The 16,881-nt window shown below is 34.3% G+C and carries 17 protein-coding genes; 14 read left to right on the forward strand and 3 right to left on the reverse strand.

What is annotated here, in order from left to right:
* Nucleotides 1-768 carry a shikimate dehydrogenase gene (locus ACYQ19_RS00895; RefSeq protein WP_459977429.1) on the forward strand — a complete coding sequence of 256 codons (768 nt, stop codon included), beginning with the start codon at nucleotides 1-3 and terminating at the stop codon, nucleotides 766-768.
* Here the strand turns inward: ACYQ19_RS00895 and murA are convergent.
* Genes murA through ACYQ19_RS00910 form a run of 3 tightly spaced genes read right to left on the reverse strand, consistent with a single transcriptional unit; the run spans nucleotide 760 to nucleotide 3,246 of the window.
* Nucleotides 760-2,028, reverse strand: coding sequence for a UDP-N-acetylglucosamine 1-carboxyvinyltransferase (murA, locus tag ACYQ19_RS00900; protein WP_459977430.1), 1,269 nt, complete (start codon nucleotides 2,026-2,028; stop codon nucleotides 760-762). The two genes, ACYQ19_RS00895 and murA, sit on opposite strands and share 9 nt — an antisense overlap.
* The gene (nfo, locus tag ACYQ19_RS00905) at nucleotides 2,021-2,866 is read right to left on the reverse strand and encodes a deoxyribonuclease IV (protein ID WP_459977432.1); all 846 of its coding nucleotides are present in this window, start codon (nucleotides 2,864-2,866) and stop codon (nucleotides 2,021-2,023) included. Before nfo ends, murA begins: the two co-directional genes overlap by 8 nt.
* 44 nt (nucleotides 2,867-2,910) lie before the next feature.
* Nucleotides 2,911-3,246 carry a histidine triad nucleotide-binding protein gene (locus ACYQ19_RS00910; protein ID WP_459977434.1) on the reverse strand — a complete coding sequence of 112 codons (336 nt, stop codon included), beginning with the start codon at nucleotides 3,244-3,246 and terminating at the stop codon, nucleotides 2,911-2,913.
* Nucleotides 3,247-3,300: 54 nt separating this feature from the next.
* Here ACYQ19_RS00910 and pheS point away from each other — a divergent pair, with 54 nt between their 5' ends.
* The 13 genes from pheS (at nucleotide 3,301) to ACYQ19_RS00975 (ending at nucleotide 16,729) form a co-directional block, all read left to right on the forward strand.
* Nucleotides 3,301-4,287, forward strand: coding sequence for a phenylalanine--tRNA ligase subunit alpha (pheS, locus tag ACYQ19_RS00915; RefSeq protein WP_459978230.1), 987 nt, complete (start codon nucleotides 3,301-3,303; stop codon nucleotides 4,285-4,287).
* Nucleotides 4,284-6,533: a YtpR family tRNA-binding protein gene (gene ytpR, locus ACYQ19_RS00920; protein ID WP_459977436.1), complete on the forward strand. Its 2,250-nt coding sequence runs from the start codon at nucleotides 4,284-4,286 to the stop codon at nucleotides 6,531-6,533. Before pheS ends, ytpR begins: the two co-directional genes overlap by 4 nt.
* Nucleotides 6,530-7,825, forward strand: coding sequence for a 3-phosphoshikimate 1-carboxyvinyltransferase (gene aroA, locus ACYQ19_RS00925; RefSeq protein WP_459977438.1), 1,296 nt, complete (start codon nucleotides 6,530-6,532; stop codon nucleotides 7,823-7,825). Before ytpR ends, aroA begins: the two co-directional genes overlap by 4 nt.
* Nucleotides 7,815-8,645: a 4-hydroxy-3-methylbut-2-enyl diphosphate reductase gene (locus tag ACYQ19_RS00930; RefSeq protein WP_459977440.1), complete on the forward strand. Its 831-nt coding sequence runs from the start codon at nucleotides 7,815-7,817 to the stop codon at nucleotides 8,643-8,645. The genes aroA and ACYQ19_RS00930 overlap by 11 nt, the downstream gene beginning before the upstream one ends.
* Nucleotides 8,642-9,802 (forward strand): S1 RNA-binding domain-containing protein, encoded by a 1,161-nt coding sequence (locus tag ACYQ19_RS00935; protein ID WP_459977442.1) that lies wholly within the window; start codon nucleotides 8,642-8,644, stop codon nucleotides 9,800-9,802. Before ACYQ19_RS00930 ends, ACYQ19_RS00935 begins: the two co-directional genes overlap by 4 nt.
* The gene (locus ACYQ19_RS00940) at nucleotides 9,799-10,239 is read left to right on the forward strand and encodes a hypothetical protein (RefSeq protein ID WP_459977444.1); all 441 of its coding nucleotides are present in this window, start codon (nucleotides 9,799-9,801) and stop codon (nucleotides 10,237-10,239) included. Before ACYQ19_RS00935 ends, ACYQ19_RS00940 begins: the two co-directional genes overlap by 4 nt.
* Nucleotides 10,240-11,808, forward strand: coding sequence for a phosphoglycerate dehydrogenase (serA, locus tag ACYQ19_RS00945; protein WP_459977446.1), 1,569 nt, complete (start codon nucleotides 10,240-10,242; stop codon nucleotides 11,806-11,808).
* Nucleotides 11,809-11,890: 82 nt separating this feature from the next.
* Complete coding sequence (gene efp / locus ACYQ19_RS00950; protein ID WP_459977448.1) at nucleotides 11,891-12,454, forward strand: elongation factor P; 564 nt, start codon at nucleotides 11,891-11,893, stop codon at nucleotides 12,452-12,454.
* Nucleotides 12,455-12,502: 48 nt separating this feature from the next.
* Nucleotides 12,503-13,033, forward strand: a complete 531-nt coding sequence (locus ACYQ19_RS00955; protein WP_459977450.1) for an adenine phosphoribosyltransferase — start codon at nucleotides 12,503-12,505, stop codon at nucleotides 13,031-13,033.
* A 9-nt stretch (nucleotides 13,034-13,042) separates the two neighbouring features.
* On the forward strand, nucleotides 13,043-14,242 hold the full coding sequence (gene trpB, locus ACYQ19_RS00960; RefSeq protein ID WP_459977452.1) for a tryptophan synthase subunit beta: 1,200 nt from the start codon (nucleotides 13,043-13,045) through the stop codon (nucleotides 14,240-14,242).
* Between the two features lie 2 nt (nucleotides 14,243-14,244).
* A complete protein-coding gene (locus ACYQ19_RS00965) occupies nucleotides 14,245-14,913 on the forward strand; it encodes a DedA family protein (protein WP_459977454.1) in 669 nt (222 codons plus the stop codon).
* A complete protein-coding gene (locus ACYQ19_RS00970; protein ID WP_459977456.1) occupies nucleotides 14,906-15,298 on the forward strand; it encodes a GNAT family N-acetyltransferase in 393 nt (130 codons plus the stop codon). The genes ACYQ19_RS00965 and ACYQ19_RS00970 overlap by 8 nt, the downstream gene beginning before the upstream one ends.
* Before the next feature lie 60 nt (nucleotides 15,299-15,358).
* A complete protein-coding gene (locus ACYQ19_RS00975; protein ID WP_459977458.1) occupies nucleotides 15,359-16,729 on the forward strand; it encodes a leucyl aminopeptidase in 1,371 nt (456 codons plus the stop codon).
* Nucleotides 16,730-16,881: the final 152 nt, after the last annotated feature.

Raw genomic sequence — 16,881 nt, forward strand, 5'->3', positions numbered from 1 at the left:
ATGTTTTTAATATTCGGAAATCCTGTAAGTCATTCAAAATCACCATTGATGCATAACTATTTTTTTAAAAAAAAGAGTATTAATGAGTGTTATGGACGTTATAAATTGGAAAACGGAAAAGAAATTATCAACAAATTTAAAGAATTAAAAATAAAAGGTGCAAATGTAACCGTCCCGCATAAAGAATACGCTTTTAACCTTGCAGACGAAGTAAGAGGAATTGCCAAAGAAATAGGAGCGGTAAACACGCTTGTTTTAGAAAATGATAGAGTTGTAGGCTATAATACCGATGCGCCAGGGTTTTTAGAAGCAATTAAAGAATTCGATTATAAAAGTGTATTAATAATCGGAGCAGGGGGAACTGCAAAAGCTTTAAGCCTGGTTCTTCCAAACGCACATATTTTAAACAGAAGTGAAAAGAGATTAGAATATTTCAAAGAAAAAAACAAAACTTGTTTTACCTGGGATGAAGTTCAAGAAACTTATTATGATTTGGTAATTAACACAACCAGTGCAGGACTAAATGATGAAAATTTACCAGCACCTGAAAAGTTACTGAACCAGATTTTTGAAAATGCGAAATACGCCGTGGATGTAATTTATGGAAAAGAAACGCCGTTTTTAAAACTTGCGAAAAAGCATAATCTAAAAACCAAAACAGGTCTTGATATGCTTGTATATCAGGGTGTATTGGCAATGGAGCTTTTTTTAGGGAAAAAGCTTGACAGAAAAGAGACTGCGGAAATTTATTTTGAAATATTAAGGTAAAGGCTCATCTCTTAACTCTACTTTAGCACCTAAAGCTTTGAATTTTTCTGTCAGTTTTTCGTATCCTCTGAAAAGATGGTAAATTCTGTGAACATTTGTCTCACCTTTGGCTATGAGTCCAGCTAAAACCAATGCAGATGAAGCTCTTAAGTCTGTTGCCATTACATCTGCTCCTACCAATGGTGTTGGACCTTGAATTGTTGCTATTTTACTCTGAATTTTAATATTAGCACCAAGCCTGTTTAGTTCCGGGACATGCATAAATCTATTTTCAAAAAGTCTCTCTTCAATAATACTTACACCTTCAGCCTGAGTAGCTATTGCCATAAATTGTGCCTGCATATCAGTCGGAAAGCCCGGAAATTCAGTCGTTGAAATGTTTGTAGGTGAAATTCTTTCTGCTGGAAAAATAGTTATTTCATTTTCGGTTGCTTCAAGCTTAAATCCCATTTCACTAAATTTTACAAGAACGCTTTCAAGATGTGCCGGAATAACGTTTTTAAGTGTAATTTGAGAATTTGTTATAGCACCCGCTGCGAGGTATGTTCCAGCTTCAATTCTGTCAGGAATGATTCTTTCTTCTTTAAAGTTTAAAAGTTCCCCATCCGTTCCATGTATGATTATTTCGTTGGTTCCGATTCCTTCAATTTCCACCCCGGCATTTTGCAATATTTCACAAAGCTGAATAACCTCCGGCTCTTTTGCGGCATTTATTATTCTTGTTTTATCTTTTGCAAGTGCCGCAGCCATTACAATATTTTCTGTGCCTGTAACGGTTATTTTGTCAAAAATTATATCGGCACCTTTTAATCTACCGGTGGCATGGATATATCCACCTTCAATCTTAATTTCGGCACCCATAGCTTCAAGTGCTTTAAGGTGTAAATCCACTGGCCTTGCTCCAATTGCACAACCCCCCGGAAGGGACACTTTACATTCACCAAATCTTGCAAGTAGCGGACCCAAAACAAGTATTGATGCCCTCATTGTTTTTACGATTTCATAAACGGCTGTAGTATTGTTGATATTATTGGTATTAATATTTAAATTGTTATTATTAAATTCATATTCCGCACCAAGTAATTTAAAAAGCTTTAAAAGGGTCTTAACATCTGCAACTTCAGGGACATTTGAAAATTTTACTTCGTTTTTTGCAAGTATAGTTGAAGCAATTATTGGTAAAGCGGCGTTTTTTGCACCGCTTATTTCAATACTTCCGCTTAGTTTTGGAGTTTGTTTGATATTTAAATATTTATACATTTTCAAAACTCTTTAATAATTTTATTTCATCAGCCCAGATTTCAGGCTCAATTGTTTCAAGAACCAAAGGAATATTATCTATTCTTTGATCCTGCATTATAAATTTAAATGCATCAATTCCTATTTCACCTTTTCCTAATGAATGATGCCTGTCAACACGGCTTGCGAATTTGGCTTTTGAATCATTTATGTGCATACCTTTTAAATACTTAAAACCGATGATTTCATCAAATTCTTTCATCGTATTCTCATATGCTTCTTTTGTTCTTATATCATATCCGGCTGCAAAAATATGAGCCGTATCTATACATACTCCGATTCTTTCTTTGTCGGTAACTTTATCAATGATATAGGCAAGGTGTTCAAATTTATAGCCCAAATTGCTTCCCTGACCGGCTGTGGTTTCTAAAACCAATACAGCATATTCCGTATCTTTTATTGCTCTATTGATATTTTCACTGATTAAATCCAGACACTCTTCTTCGCTTATTTTTTTAAGATGACTTCCGGGATGAAAGTTTAAATATTTTAATCCAAGCTGTTCAACACGTCTGATTTCATCCACAAACGCATTGTATGATTTTTCTCTTTTGTCTTCTTCCGGATGACCAAGATTTATAAGATAGCTATCATGAGGCAATACTGCATCAGCATTAAATCCATGTTCTTCCATCAGCTCTTTAAACTTATTAACAGACTTTTCACTCAATGGCTTTGCAACCCATTGTCTCTGGTTTTTTGTAAAAAGAGCAAAACCGGAAGCACCGATATTAACAGCGTTTTTTACCGCATTTTCCACACCTCCGCTTGCACTCACATGTGCACCAACATATTTCATTAAGACCCTTTTTGTCGGAATTTTATCAAAAAAAAGTAAAAAGCTTAAGAAAGCTTAGGCCAGAGAAGTTTACCTTTAGGATTTGCCACCATATGTATATGAAGATGGAAAACTTCCTGTCCGGCGTTGCTTCCGTTGTTTGTTATTAATCTGTAATCTGTAATATCAAGCTCTTTTGCCACGCTTTTTATAAATTCGGCCATTTCAGGCATTAATTCTGCCGGAGTTTCATCAAATTTAGGAAAATGCTCTTTTGGTATTATCAAAACATGAACAGGCGCTATAGGGTTAATATCATGAAAAGCTAAAAATTTATCGTTTTCCAAAACTTTATTTGAAGGAATTTTACCTTTTACTATTTTACAGAAGATACAATCCATTGAAAGGCTCCTTTTTTTTTGGTAGTATTATACCTAAAAAACAAAAGGATAGTTTTGGTGGATTTATCAGAAATCAGCAAAGTTTTGGACCTTGACGAACTTGAAAAAATCAGGGTAAAACTTCTTGGAAAAAACGGAATAATAACTCAAAAATTTAAGGAATTAAAAAATATAGCACCTGAAAAGAAAAAAGAGGTAGCAAAAGAACTTAATGAATTAAAAGAAAAAGCGGTAAATCTTATAGCAGAAAAGAAAAAAGAACTTGAAGAAAAATTACTTGAAGAACAACTTAAAAAAGAACGAATTGATGTTACTCAGTTTGTTCCTAAAACAAGCGGTGCGATACATCCTATTACCGAAACCATGAACAAAATTATAGATTTTTTTACAAAACTAAATTTCAGCGTAGAAACAGGACCTCTTGTTGAAGATGATTTTCATAACTTTGAAGCGTTAAACCTTCCAAAATACCACCCTGCAAGGGATATGCAAGACACATTTTATTTTAAAGACGGCACGCTTCTAAGAACACATACTTCACCCGTTCAGATCAGAACGATGCAAAAACAAAAACCACCAATTAGGATGATAAGTCCTGGAGCGGTATTTAGAAGGGATTACGATTTGACACACACACCGATGTTTCACCAGGTGGAAGGTTTAGTTGTTGATGAAGCCGGTAAAGTCAGTTTTGCTAATTTGAAATTTATACTTGAGAGTTTCTTAATTCATATGTTCGGAGATGTTAAAGTTAGATTCAGACCTTCGTTTTTCCCATTTACGGAACCGAGTGCAGAAGTAGACATAAGCTGTATATTCTGTGAAGGTAAAGGCTGCAGAGTGTGTTCACAAACAGGCTGGCTGGAAGTTTTAGGATGTGGTGTTGTTGATCCTAATGTATTTAAAGCCGTTGGATATGAAAATGTAAGTGGATATGCATTTGGTCTTGGTGTTGAAAGATTTGCAATGTTATTGCACAGAATCAACGATTTAAGAAGTATGTATGAAGGAGATATTAGACTTATGGAGCAGTTTAAATGATAGTAACAAGAAGATGGCTTGAGGAATTTATTAATTTAGAAAATATTTCAACTCAGGAAATAATAGATACATTAAATAGAATCGGGCAGGAAGTTGAAGGTTATAAAAAATATGAAATTCCTCAAAACGTGGTGATAGGAAAAGTTATTGAATGTGAAAAACATCCAAATGCTGATAAACTAAACGTATGTAAAGTGGATGTTGGTGATGAAATATTACAAATTGTATGCGGCGCAAGCAACGTCGTAAATGCAGAATATGTTGTAGTGTCAAAAGTGGGTGCAGTTCTTCCTGGTGATTTTAAAATCAAAAAAGCAAAACTAAGAGGTGTTGAAAGCCACGGTATGATTTGTGCCGCAAGGGAAATAGGCCTTCCTGATTTTCATGAAGGTATTATGATTATGGATGATTCTTTAGGTGAGCTTAAAATAGGTGAATATGTCGGAAAATATTTAAATGATGAAATAATTGAACTAGGCGTAACGGCAAACAGGGGTGATTGTTTCAGTATTTACGGAATTGCAAGGGAACTCAGTGCTGGATTAAACATTGATTTAAAAAACACTGAATACAATTATGAAGAACTTCAAGAAGGCATAGGCAGGGTTGTAAATGTTACAAAAAGTGAAGTTAAACACTCTTCTCATCTCTTAAAAGCTATCAGTGGAAATTTAAAATCAAATATTAAAATTGATCTTAGACTTGCTTTATGTGAAGTGGATTATAAAAACGAGCAGGATAAAATTATTAAATATTCTATGCATGCGACAGGTGTATTGTTGGTGTTGAGCAATGTTGGAGAAGTTTCTTTTATCAGTGAAAAAGGAATTGACAAATATATAACTCAAAACGGAGAATATATTGTAGGCGTTAAAAACGATATAGAATTAAACGAAAACAACTCGTATATAATTAACGCAAATTATATCGATCCAGAATATGTAAGCGAAATTGTTTTTATTAACGGGCTTAAAACAGATGAATATTTCTTTAAAGCAAGCAGGGGAAGTGAACCTGATTTGGAATTCGGGATTAATTATTTTATAAATGAAGCCAAACTTCCTGTATATACTGGTAATATTGATTTAATCAACGAACTTCCATCAAGATATATTAATCTTAATATAGAAGAAATCAGAAATATTATAGGTGCAGATATTGAGGAAAAAGAAGTTGTTGAAATACTAAAAAAATTAGGCTTCGAAGTAGAAGTTCTTAATGAAGAAAATATGAAAATAAAAGTTCCGGTTTTCAGAAGTGATATTAAAAACATTCAAGACGTAGCTGAAGAGATTTTAAGGATATATGGAATTGATAAAATTGATTCAAAACCTTTAAACTTTGAAGAAACAAATAGAATAAACGAAATTATCGAATTTCATGAATTTATAAACAAATTAAAACATAAGGCTGTTTCTCAAGGTTTTTATGAAACGCTTCATTTTGTATTTGACGATAAAGAAAGACTTCAAAAATATGGATTTAGTGTTGTTGATGATCATTTGGATTTAATCAATCCTATCGTAAAAGAACTTGACACTTTAAGAAGCACTTTACTTCTTCAATTATTAGAAGATATCTCTAGAAACAAAGCAAATGGATATAAAAGAATTTATCTATTTACAACAGGAAGCGTTTATAACAGAAAAAGAGAAGAAACACAAAAAATAGCATTCGTAATAAACGGATATGAAGATTACGAAAACCCGGCAAATCATGGTAAACCTAAAAATGTTGACTTTAAAACAATGGTTGATAAACTGGCTCAGATTATAGGCGAATTTGAACTTGTTGAAAATGATGCCCATCCTATTGCACATCCTTATCAAAATGCAAAAATTATACAAAACGACATAGTCGTAGGTGTCATTGCAAAACTTCATCCAAAAGTTGCAAAAGAGTTTGATATCGATGATACATATTTCGCTGAAATCGATCTTTCTAAACTTAAAAATGAAATGAAACTTGCAACGGATATAAATAAATTTCCTAAAGTTACAAGAGATTTAAGTCTTGTGGTTGATAAAGAAATGCCATACAAAGAAATATTTAAAATAATTGACTCTTTAAATATACCAGAACTTAAAGATTTCTATCCGATAGATATATATGACCTGGGTGAAAACAACTCACTCACTATAAGATTTGTAATTCAAGGCGAAAAAACGCTGACAGATTCAGAAATTAATGCTATAATGGAAAAAATTTTAAAAGAGTTCGAAAGTAAAGGAATTAAGCTTAGATGATTTTAGAAGTAGTTGGTGGTAGAAAGTTTGAAGAAGAATTTGTCGTAGATGCTGATAAATCCATTTCGCACAGGTGTGCGATTTTTTCTCTTTTAACAGATGGTAAAAATATAATAAGAAATTATCTCCGTGCCGAAGATACGATGAATTCTCTTGAAATAGCAAAAGCTTTGGGTGCAAAAATTCAAGACGATGGTGAAACAATTATCATTCACGCACCCGAAAAACTTCAAGAAGCCGATGACGTTTTATACTGCGGAAATTCAGGAACTACCATAAGAATTTATATGGGACTATTAGCCGGAATTGACGGATTTTTTGTATTGACGGGTGATCAGTATTTAAGACGCCGTCCTATGAAAAGGGTTGCAGACCCGTTAAGAAGCATAGGCGCAAAAATTGATGGAAGAAAAAACGGCGATTTGGCACCTTTAGCCGTAAGAGGTGGAAAACTTAAATCGTTTGCTTATACAAGTAAAATCGCTTCGGCGCAAGTTAAATCCGCTATGATTTTGGCAGCACTTAATGCCGACAAACCTTCATATTACGAAGAACCAATGCTTAGCCGTGACCATACGGAAAGAATGCTCAAAGGCATGGGTGCTAAACTTGAATGTAAAATGGAAAACGGAAAATGGAATGTAAAAATAAATCCGCTTGAAAATAGACTTGAACCTTTAAATATTGAAGTTCCCAATGATCCAAGCAGTGCATTTTTCTTTGCCGTAGCAGCAGCTATTACCGATTCAACGGCAATTATTAAAAACGTGACACTAAACCCTACAAGAATTGAAGCTTACAAAGCGCTTGAGAAAATGGGGGCAAAAATTGAATATATTTTAAAAGAAGACAAATACGAACCTATCGGCGATATCATCGTAAAAGGCGCAAAATTAAAAGCTATAGAAGTAAGTGAAAATATCCCTTGGCTTATTGACGAACTACCGGCTCTTGCAATGGCCATGGCTGTAGCGGAAGGCAAAAGTGTCGTAAAAAACGCCAAAGAACTCAGAGTCAAAGAATCAGATAGGATTTCCACCGTAGTAAACGGACTTAAAGCCTGCGGTATTGAAACAAAAGAGTTTGAAGACGGGTATGAAATTATAGGCGGTATTCCAAAAACAGCAAAAATTGATTCGCATGGTGATCACAGGATTGCTATGAGTTTTGCGGTGCTAGGGCTTCTTTGCGGAATGGAAATTGAAAAAGCTGAAAGTATCAATACGTCATTTCCAAATTTTTTTAAACTTTTTGAAAAAATAGCTGATTTTAAGGTTAATTATGAAAATTGAAAAAGCCAAAAGTTACGGGTTTTGTTTTGGTGTAAAAAGAGCTGTCGAAATTGCGGAAGAATCAAAAAACGCCGTAACACTTGGTCCCCTTATTCATAATCCTCTTGAAATTAATAGACTCGCAAAAAACTATAATGTAAAATATATTGAAAGCATTGATGATATTGATAATGATGTAAAACGAGTAATTGTAAGAACACACGGGATTCCGAAAGATAAACTTCAAAAACTTAAAGAAAAAAATGTTGAAATTATAGACGCAACCTGTCCATTTGTAAAAAAACCTCAGGAAATCGTAGAAGAGATGAGCAAACTAGGATATGATATAGTTATATTCGGCGATAAAAATCACCCTGAAATACAAGGTGTTATGAGCTATTCTGTTCATGATAGGGTATATGTTGTATTAGATCCGAAAGAACTTGAAAAAATCAGATTAAAAGAACATATTGCAACTGTTGCACAAACAACAAGAAAAATAAATGACTATCTTAAAATAACAAATTATTTGATACAAAATTATAAAGAAGTAAGAGTTTTTAATACAATATGCAATGCAACGTTTGAAAATCAAGATGCAGTAAGAGAACTTGCTAAAAAAGCTGACATAATGATAATTATCGGCGGTAAAAACTCATCAAATACAAAACAATTATATAATATAGCAAAAGAGTTTTGCACCGCATATTTGGTTGAAAGTGAAGAAGAGTTAAAAAAAGAGTGGTTTGAAGGTAAAAAGCACTGCGGAATAAGCGCCGGTGCTTCTACCCCGGAATGGTTGGTTGAAAAAATAATCTCAAGAATAAAGGAATTAGCATGAGTGAAATAAAAGTAGGTGATGTGGTAGAGTTTAAAATCGAAAAATTAATCAAAGGTGGATTTGTAGGATATGTGGACGGACAGGAAATTTTCCTTCCTAAAAGCCTCAGTGGCCTAAAAGAAGACGAAAGTGTTATCGGTAAAACCGTAAAAGCATATGTAAAAGAATTCAAACAAAACTCTGTCGTAGTTGATAGAAAAGCATACCTGAATGATATAAAAGAAAAGCTTGAAAGCAAGGCGGATGAAATAATCAATGCCGTGGTTACGAAAGTTAAACCTAAAGGTATCGTAATTGATGTAGATGGAATTAGTGGATTTGTTCCAAAAGAAGAAATTTTTTATAAAAAAATAGATCACCGCCAATACATAAGTGAAGGTGATGAAGTTCAGGTTAAACTGATTGATCCTGTAAGAAGAATTTTTTCAATTAAAAAAACACTTCCAAATCCTTGGGAAGAAGTAAAAGAACTCAATATCGGTGATGTAGTGAAAGTTAGTGTTTCTCATATCACAGATTATGGTGCATTTGTTGACCTTGGCAACGGCGTTGAAGGTTTCTTACATATCAGTGAAATAAACTGGGACGGAATTAATGATTTAACTTTAGGCGATGAAATAGAAGTTGAAATTGTTGAAATCAATCCTGAAGAAGAAAAATTAAGAGTTTCAAGAAAAAATCTTCTTACAAAACCTGCTGTTATATTTGCAGAAAAATATAATGTAGGTGATGTAGTTGAGGGTGTGATTACAAAATTTATAAATGTTGGTGCTTTTGTGGAAATAGACGGAATTAGCACACTTCTTCCAAATAAATTCGCCTCATTCAAAAAAGGTGAAAAAGCAAATGAAATATTCAACATTGGCGATAAACTTGAGTTCAAAATAATTACTATATCTCCTGAAGAAAATAAAGTAATCGTATCCAGAAAAGACGCTATGCCAAATCCTTATGACACATTTGCCCAAAATCATCAGATCGGGCATGAAGTTGAAGGAAAAGTTAAATATATTACAGATTTCGGTATGTTTATAGATTTGGGCGATATTGAAGCTCTTGTAAGAAAAGAAGATTACAATAATGAATATAATATAGGTGACGCATTTAAAGGTAAAATAATAGAAATTAACGGTGAGAGAGTAAAACTTGCTGAATGAAAATAGTAATTTTTATTTTAACGGCAGTTATTACAGCAATATTGTTTGTGACTTATGATAAAATTTCACAGCCGGATATTGAGAGAATTCAACCAACCGAGCAAAATATAACCAAAATAAAAACTGAGGGTGATGTTTTAAACCTCTCTTTTAATTCCTTTACATTTCCGGCAAGAGAACTTTTTATGAAAATTGATTTTAAAGAGTATAAGAACATTATACTCTATAAAGTTGTAATTAACGCAAACGACGAATACGCTATATTCAATATAAAAGCAATACTTGAAAATGAGGGTATAGCATATTCGATGCTTGAAAAGAAAAAGACGGAAATTTTTATTTTATTTAAATCATTACAACAAGCTGAAAAAATAATTAAACTATTTAAAAGTTATAATTTCAAAATCAAAATAGAAAAAATAATAAAAAGGATATAAATGAAAGTAGTAGTTTGTGACCCGATTCATCCTGCTGGATTTGAAATATTAAAAAAAGCCAAAGACATTGAACTTGTAGATGCCAGCAGAACACCAAAAGACGAACTATTAAAAGTAATAGAAGACGCTGATGGGGTAATTACAAGAAGTCCTACGCCTGTGGATGAAAAATTCCTCTCTCATGCAAAAAAATTAAAAGCCGTAGTAAGAGCCGGTGTCGGTGTTGACAATGTTGATATGGAAGCGGCAAGTAAAAGAGGTGTTATTATTATGAACGTGCCTACCGCAAATACACTCGCGGCGGTTGAACTTACGATGGCACATCTTTTGACGGCTGCAAGAAGTTTCACAAATGCCGTATGGAATTTGAAAAAAGAACACGAATGGAACAGGGAAAAATGGCTAGGAATCGAACTTGCCGGTAAAAAACTAGGAATTATTGGTTTTGGTAACATCGGAAGCCGTGTAGGTATAAGAGCCAAAGCGCTTGAAATGGACGTAATTGCATATGACCCTTATATCGATCCGAGCAAAGCAACTGATCTTGGATGTAAATATACGACTGATTTTGAAGAAATTCTTAAATGTGATTTTATAACAATCCACACACCTAAAACAAAAGAAACTATCAATATGATAACTAAAAAAGAAATTGAAAAAATGAAAGACGGGGTTGTTTTAATCAACTGCGCAAGGGGTGGATTATATAATGAAAAAGACGTAGCAGAAGCACTTAAATCAGGAAAAATCGCATGGCTTGGAATTGACGTATTTGAAAAAGAACCTTTAACGGAGCATCCTTTCTTTGAGCTTGAAAACACATCAGTTACACCACATATAGGTGCAAATACGAAAGAATCACAAGAAAGAATAGCAATCCAGGCGGCTGAAGGAATTATCGAAGCACTTAGAGGCAGCAGCTACCCTAATGCGCTTAATTTACCTATTAATACTGCAAACACGCCTGAATGGGTCATCAAATATCTTGAACTTTCTCAAAAAATGGGATATATCTTATCACAAGTAATCAATAAATCAATCAAAAAAGTAAAAGTAAACCTAAGCGGAAACATTTCAAAAGAAGACAAATCAGTTCTTACTTTTGCACTTGTAGGACTTCTTCAAAACATTACTGAAAATGTTAATTATGTAAACGCTGAATTTTTAGCAACTGAAAAAGGAATAGTAACCGAAACGAAAGAAATTAAAAACGACACTTACAAAAACCTTGTAAATATCAAAGTAATTACGGACGACGGGGAATATTCAATAAGCGGAACAATGTTGGAAGAACATCCGAGAATTGTTGAATTTAAAGGTTTTGATTTAGAATTTGAGCCTAAAGGCAAAATGATATTCTTTAAAAACACCGACGTCCCTGGTGTAATAGGTGAAGTCGGAATGACACTTGCAAAACACAATATTAATATCGCAGACTTCAGACTCGGAAGAAACAAAGAAGGTCAGGCTATGGCCGTAATTATTGTGGATAATGAAGTTAACGAAGAGGTTTTAAACGAACTAAGAAACCTAAAAGCGGCGTTAAGCGTCGGATATGCGGAAATATAATTAAGTGGATAAGTAGTTAAGTTGTGAAGTAGTTAAGTAGATAAGTAGTTAAGGTAAAAGTTAAATTATAAAAGGAGATAAAATGGCATATAGTATGAGTGATTTAAAAAAATATCTTAATATTGAACTTGACGGAATTCCATATAAAATTGTTGAATATCATCACGTAAAACCTGGAAAAGGTGCTGCTTTTGTTAGAACAAAACTTAAAAACCTGATTGACGGAAGGGTAATTGAAAAAACTTTCCACGCGGGTGATAAAGCGGATGAACCTAATCTTGAAAGAAGAAAATATCAATATTCTTACAATGAAGGTGATTTATATTACTTTATGGATAACGAAACGTTTGAAATGATTCCTATTGATGTAAAAGTATTTGAAGAGAGCAAAGGCTTTTTACTAGAAGGTATGAACGTGGATGTATTATTCCACAACGGAAAAGTAATCGGTGTAGAACTTCCTATAACAGTTGAACTTGAAGTTGTTGAAACACAGCCTGTCAGCAACAGAGACAGAAGTGGGGCATGCAGAAAACCTGCAACTGTTGAAACCGGTGCGGTTGTAACAGTTCCTTGTCACATAGTTGAAGGTGATAAAATTAAAGTAGATACGAGAACCGGGGATTATCTGGAAAAAGTTAAGTAATAAGTTAAAAAATCTTCGGATTTTTTAACGTAAACCCAAGGAGAAACAATGACACTTGCCGAAAAAGTTAAACAAGCTATCAGAGATATTCCTGACTATCCTCAAAAAGGTATTATTTTTAAAGATATAACAACTCTGTTAAACAACGGAGAGCTTTTTAGTGAAGTAATTGATTACTTTAGTGAAAAGTATAAAAACGTAGACTTTGTCTGCGGTATTGAGAGCAGAGGGTTTATTTTCGGTGCGGCTATAGCTGCTAAAATAAAAAAAGGTTTCGTTCCCCTTAGAAAAAAAGGCAAACTTCCATATACAACTGTTGCTGAAAAATATGCTCTTGAATACGGATTTGACGAAATTGAAATTCACATAGACGCTTTTAAAGGTGTTCAAAATCCTAAAATTTTATTAATCGATGATTTAATCGCTACTGGCGGAACAGCCGAAGCCGCTGTAAAACTTATCGAAAAAGTAGGCGGTAAAATTGAAGCGGCGGCGTTTTTGATAGAACTTACTTTTCTTGATGGTGCCAAAAAGATAAAAAACCTTGGCGTAGAAGTGGATAGTTTAGTTAAATATTAAAGGATTATGATGTATATACCAAAACCTATATTCGACCCTGATGAAAGAGGGCATTTTGATAAATTCGGCGGACGTTATGTGCCTGAAACACTGATGCCCGTATTACTTGAACTGGAAGAATTCTATAATAGTGTTCGTTTTGATGAAAATTTCTGGAAAGAGATGGATTATTATTTTAAAGAGTATATAGGCCGCCCATCACCTCTTTATTATGCGGAAAATTTAAGCAAGGAATTAAATGCAAAAATTTATCTGAAAAGAGAAGACTTAAATCATACGGGAGCACACAAGGTAAACAATACAATTGCCCAGGTGCTGCTTGCAAAAAAAATGGGTAAAAAAAGGGTAATCGCAGAAACCGGTGCGGGCCAACACGGAGTTGCCACTGCAACGGCCGCAGCACTTTTCGGACTTGAATGTGAAGTTTTTATGGGTGAAAAAGACGTAAAAAGACAGGAACTTAACGTTTTTAGAATGAAACTTTTAGGTGCTAAAGTGCATGCCGTAAAGAGTGGAAGCAGAACACTTAAAGACGCTATGAATGAGGCTATAAGATACTGGGTTACGAATGCAAGAGATACTTTTTATGTAATCGGAACCGTGGCCGGTCCCCATCCGTATCCTATGATGGTTAGGGATTTTCAGGCTATTATCGGATATGAAGCTAAAGCACAGATACTCAAAAAAGAAAACCGCCTTCCCGATTATGTAATAGCATGTATCGGTGGCGGAAGCAACGCTATGGGTATATTTTCTCATTTTCTTGAAGAAGAGGATGTTCAGTGTATAGGTATTGAAGCCGGTGGTATGGGAGTTGAAACCGATAAGCACGGCGCAAGCCTTTTAAAAGGTGCACCTGGGGTGCTTCATGGGCAGATGAGCTATCTGCTCCAAAATGAAGACGGGCAGATAAAAGAAGCTTATTCAATTTCTGCAGGACTTGATTATCCGGGAATAGGTCCGGAACACGCCTTTCATTTTGAAAGCGGCAGGGTAAAATACGACTATATCACAGATAAAGAAGCGCTTGATGCGTTTGTTTGGCTTTCTCAAAAAGAAGGGATAATTCCAGCTTTTGAAAGTTCTCACGCAATAGCCTACCTTAAAAAAATAAAAGACATTGAAAACAAACTTGTAATTGTTAACCTTTCCGGAAGAGGCGACAAAGATATGATTCAAGCTAAAAACATTTTACATTTTGAGGATTAATTATGAAAAAATACCTGATTTTAATCCTCATTTTTGTTACTTTTCTTTACGGATTTGATTTTCAGTCAATTAAAGAATTTTTCAGCGAAGAAAATCTTATAAATTTATTGAAAGAATACGGATATATTATTCTTTTCTTCTGGTCTATTGCCGAAGGTGAAACAGGGCTTGTAATGGCCGGGGTTTTATCGCATACAGGGGATATGAACGTAGTAAAATCCATTATAGTTGCCGCACTTGGCGGATTTGTAGGGGATCAAATTTATTTTTATCTCGGCAAATGGAATAAAAAATGGGTTTTGGAAGAACTTAACGCTCACAGGACCAAATTCGCAAGGGCCAGACTTCTTTTAAGAAAATACGGCGGATGGGTTATATTTATCCAAAGATTTATATACGGAATGAGAACGATTATTCCTATGGCTATAGGTATCAGCGGTTATGACCCGAGAAAATACGCAATTATAAATTTTATCAGTGCATTTGTTTGGGCAAGCGTTACGATTATCCCAAGTTATATTTTCGGTGAACATATTATAAATCTTCTAAAATGGGTAAAACAACACTGGTATTTCGGTATTGCGTTTGCCGTTATGATGCTTGCGCTGCTTTGGTATATAAACCACAGGGAAGATCAAAAAAGAGAACTTAAAAAAGCACAAAATGATTGAATACAAAATAAATCCTGAAATATCCGTTCATAATTTTATCGATATTTTAAACCGATCAGGTTTAGGGGAAAGAAGACCCGTTGACAATATTGAAGTTATTACGGGTATGATTAAAAATGCAGTTATTATAGTTACTGCTTACGATAATGATAAAATAGTAGGAATCGCAAGAGCCGTTACGGATTTCCATTATTGCTGTTATCTCTCTGATTTGGCTGTGGATAAAGAGTATCAGCATAGGGGAATAGGAAAAACTCTTATTTCCAAACTGAAAAATTCTCTTCATAAAAACTGCAAAATCATCCTGCTTTCAGCTCCCACCGCCACAGAATATTATCCGAAAATCGGATTTGAAAAACATAATTCCGCCTGGGTTTTGAGGTAATTAATACAAATTTATCCCATTTTTACTATAATTACGCAAATAATAATATAAGGAGCGTATATGGAATTTACAAAAGGAAAAGGCGAAGTTAAAGCCGAGATTGTAATAAACGGGGCTAAAAAATTTGAAGATTACGGATTTGAAGGAAAAGACGGGGAAGTTTTAATTCTTCCTGAAAAGAAAAGAATTTACGTAGGAATCGAATCACTAAATCCGGAAAACATCAAAACCGCAACCGCTACAATAATCAAATCACTTAAAAAATATAAATTTGAAAGTGTGGAAATTACACCGCCTAATACAAAAAATGAAGATATTTTAATTGCTTTTTTTGAAGGCTTTATGCTTGGGGATTATGAGTTTGACAAATACAAAAGCAAAAAAGCAAAACACCCTGTTAAAAAAATAGCAATCAATTCAAAAAGGGATTTTGACAAAATTATAAAAGAAGCAAAAGTAAGAGCAGAGGCTGTTAATTTCGTCAGAGATATAATAAATTCAGTCCCGGATGAGCTGACACCTGCAAAACTTGCAAGCATTGCCGAAGATGTAGCTAAAACAAACAAACTCGAATGCAATATTTACGATGAAAACTATCTGTTTGAAAACGGATATCATGCATTCTACAGCGTTGCAAAAGCAAGCAACAATCCTCCAAGACTAATTCACCTTGCATATAAACCAAAAAACGCCAAAAGAAAAATCGTTTTAGTCGGAAAAGGTCTATGCTACGACAGCGGTGGACTTAGCCTTAAACCAAGCGACTTTATGGTTACAATGAAAAGCGACAAATCAGGTGCGGTAACGGTATTAGGGATTATAAAAGCAATCAGTGAGCTGGGCTTAAACGTGGAAGTTCATGCAATACTCGGTGCGGCTGAGAATATGATCGGCGGAAACGCTTACAAACCTGACGACGTTCTTAAAGCCAAAAACGGAAAAACAATTGAAGTCAGAAACACAGATGCCGAAGGAAGGCTTGTTTTGGCTGATTGTCTGTGCTACGCTCAGGAAAACATTAAAGATTTTGATGAAATTTATGACTTTGCAACACTTACGGGTGCTTGCGTTGTAGGTGTTGGTGAATATACGTGCGGTGTTATGGGCTTTGAAAAAGAAAAAATCGAAAAAATAATAAATACAGGGGAAAAAACTGGGGAGCATTTCGCATACCTGCCGTTTAACAAATACCTCCCAAAACTTCTAAAAAGTGAAATCGCGGATATATGCAACATAGCATCAAGCAGATACGGAGGAGCGCTTACTGCAGGACTTTTCCTAAGCGAATTTATAGAAGAAGAAAACAAAGAAAAATGGACTCACCTTGATATCGCAGGACCTGCGTTTGTTGAAAAACCTTGGGGGTTTAATCCACACGGCGCAAGCGGTTTTGGGGTTGATACGTTTGTAACACTTCTTAAATCTCTTTGATTTCTAAGTTTTTAAAGTTATTTAGGTTATTAAGGTTAAGTAATATACTATAAAACCTTAATAACCTTAACAACCCTGCAAACATAACTTCCTTTAACATTTCCATATAATTACTGCCTTATTTAGATATAATTTCACCAAAAAAGGATTTT

This window comes from Nautilia lithotrophica (assembly GCF_054656815.1).

Excerpts from the sequence above, each read along its gene's own strand:
- ACYQ19_RS00895 (WP_459977429.1), top strand. The coding sequence starts at position 1 with ATGTTTTTAATATTCGGAAATCCTGTAAGTCATTCAAAATCACCATTG.
- murA (WP_459977430.1), bottom strand. The coding sequence starts at position 2,028 with ATGTATAAATATTTAAATATCAAACAAACTCCAAAACTAAGCGGAAGT.
- nfo (WP_459977432.1), bottom strand. The coding sequence starts at position 2,866 with ATGAAATATGTTGGTGCACATGTGAGTGCAAGCGGAGGTGTGGAAAAT.
- ACYQ19_RS00910 (WP_459977434.1), bottom strand. The coding sequence starts at position 3,246 with ATGGATTGTATCTTCTGTAAAATAGTAAAAGGTAAAATTCCTTCAAAT.
- ytpR (WP_459977436.1), top strand. The coding sequence starts at position 4,284 with ATGATAGTAACAAGAAGATGGCTTGAGGAATTTATTAATTTAGAAAAT.
- aroA (WP_459977438.1), top strand. The coding sequence starts at position 6,530 with ATGATTTTAGAAGTAGTTGGTGGTAGAAAGTTTGAAGAAGAATTTGTC.
- ACYQ19_RS00930 (WP_459977440.1), top strand. The coding sequence starts at position 7,815 with ATGAAAATTGAAAAAGCCAAAAGTTACGGGTTTTGTTTTGGTGTAAAA.
- ACYQ19_RS00935 (WP_459977442.1), top strand. The coding sequence starts at position 8,642 with ATGAGTGAAATAAAAGTAGGTGATGTGGTAGAGTTTAAAATCGAAAAA.
- ACYQ19_RS00940 (WP_459977444.1), top strand. The coding sequence starts at position 9,799 with ATGAAAATAGTAATTTTTATTTTAACGGCAGTTATTACAGCAATATTG.
- serA (WP_459977446.1), top strand. The coding sequence starts at position 10,240 with ATGAAAGTAGTAGTTTGTGACCCGATTCATCCTGCTGGATTTGAAATA.
- efp (WP_459977448.1), top strand. The coding sequence starts at position 11,891 with ATGGCATATAGTATGAGTGATTTAAAAAAATATCTTAATATTGAACTT.
- ACYQ19_RS00955 (WP_459977450.1), top strand. The coding sequence starts at position 12,503 with ATGACACTTGCCGAAAAAGTTAAACAAGCTATCAGAGATATTCCTGAC.
- trpB (WP_459977452.1), top strand. The coding sequence starts at position 13,043 with ATGTATATACCAAAACCTATATTCGACCCTGATGAAAGAGGGCATTTT.
- ACYQ19_RS00965 (WP_459977454.1), top strand. The coding sequence starts at position 14,245 with ATGAAAAAATACCTGATTTTAATCCTCATTTTTGTTACTTTTCTTTAC.
- ACYQ19_RS00970 (WP_459977456.1), top strand. The coding sequence starts at position 14,906 with ATGATTGAATACAAAATAAATCCTGAAATATCCGTTCATAATTTTATC.
- ACYQ19_RS00975 (WP_459977458.1), top strand. The coding sequence starts at position 15,359 with ATGGAATTTACAAAAGGAAAAGGCGAAGTTAAAGCCGAGATTGTAATA.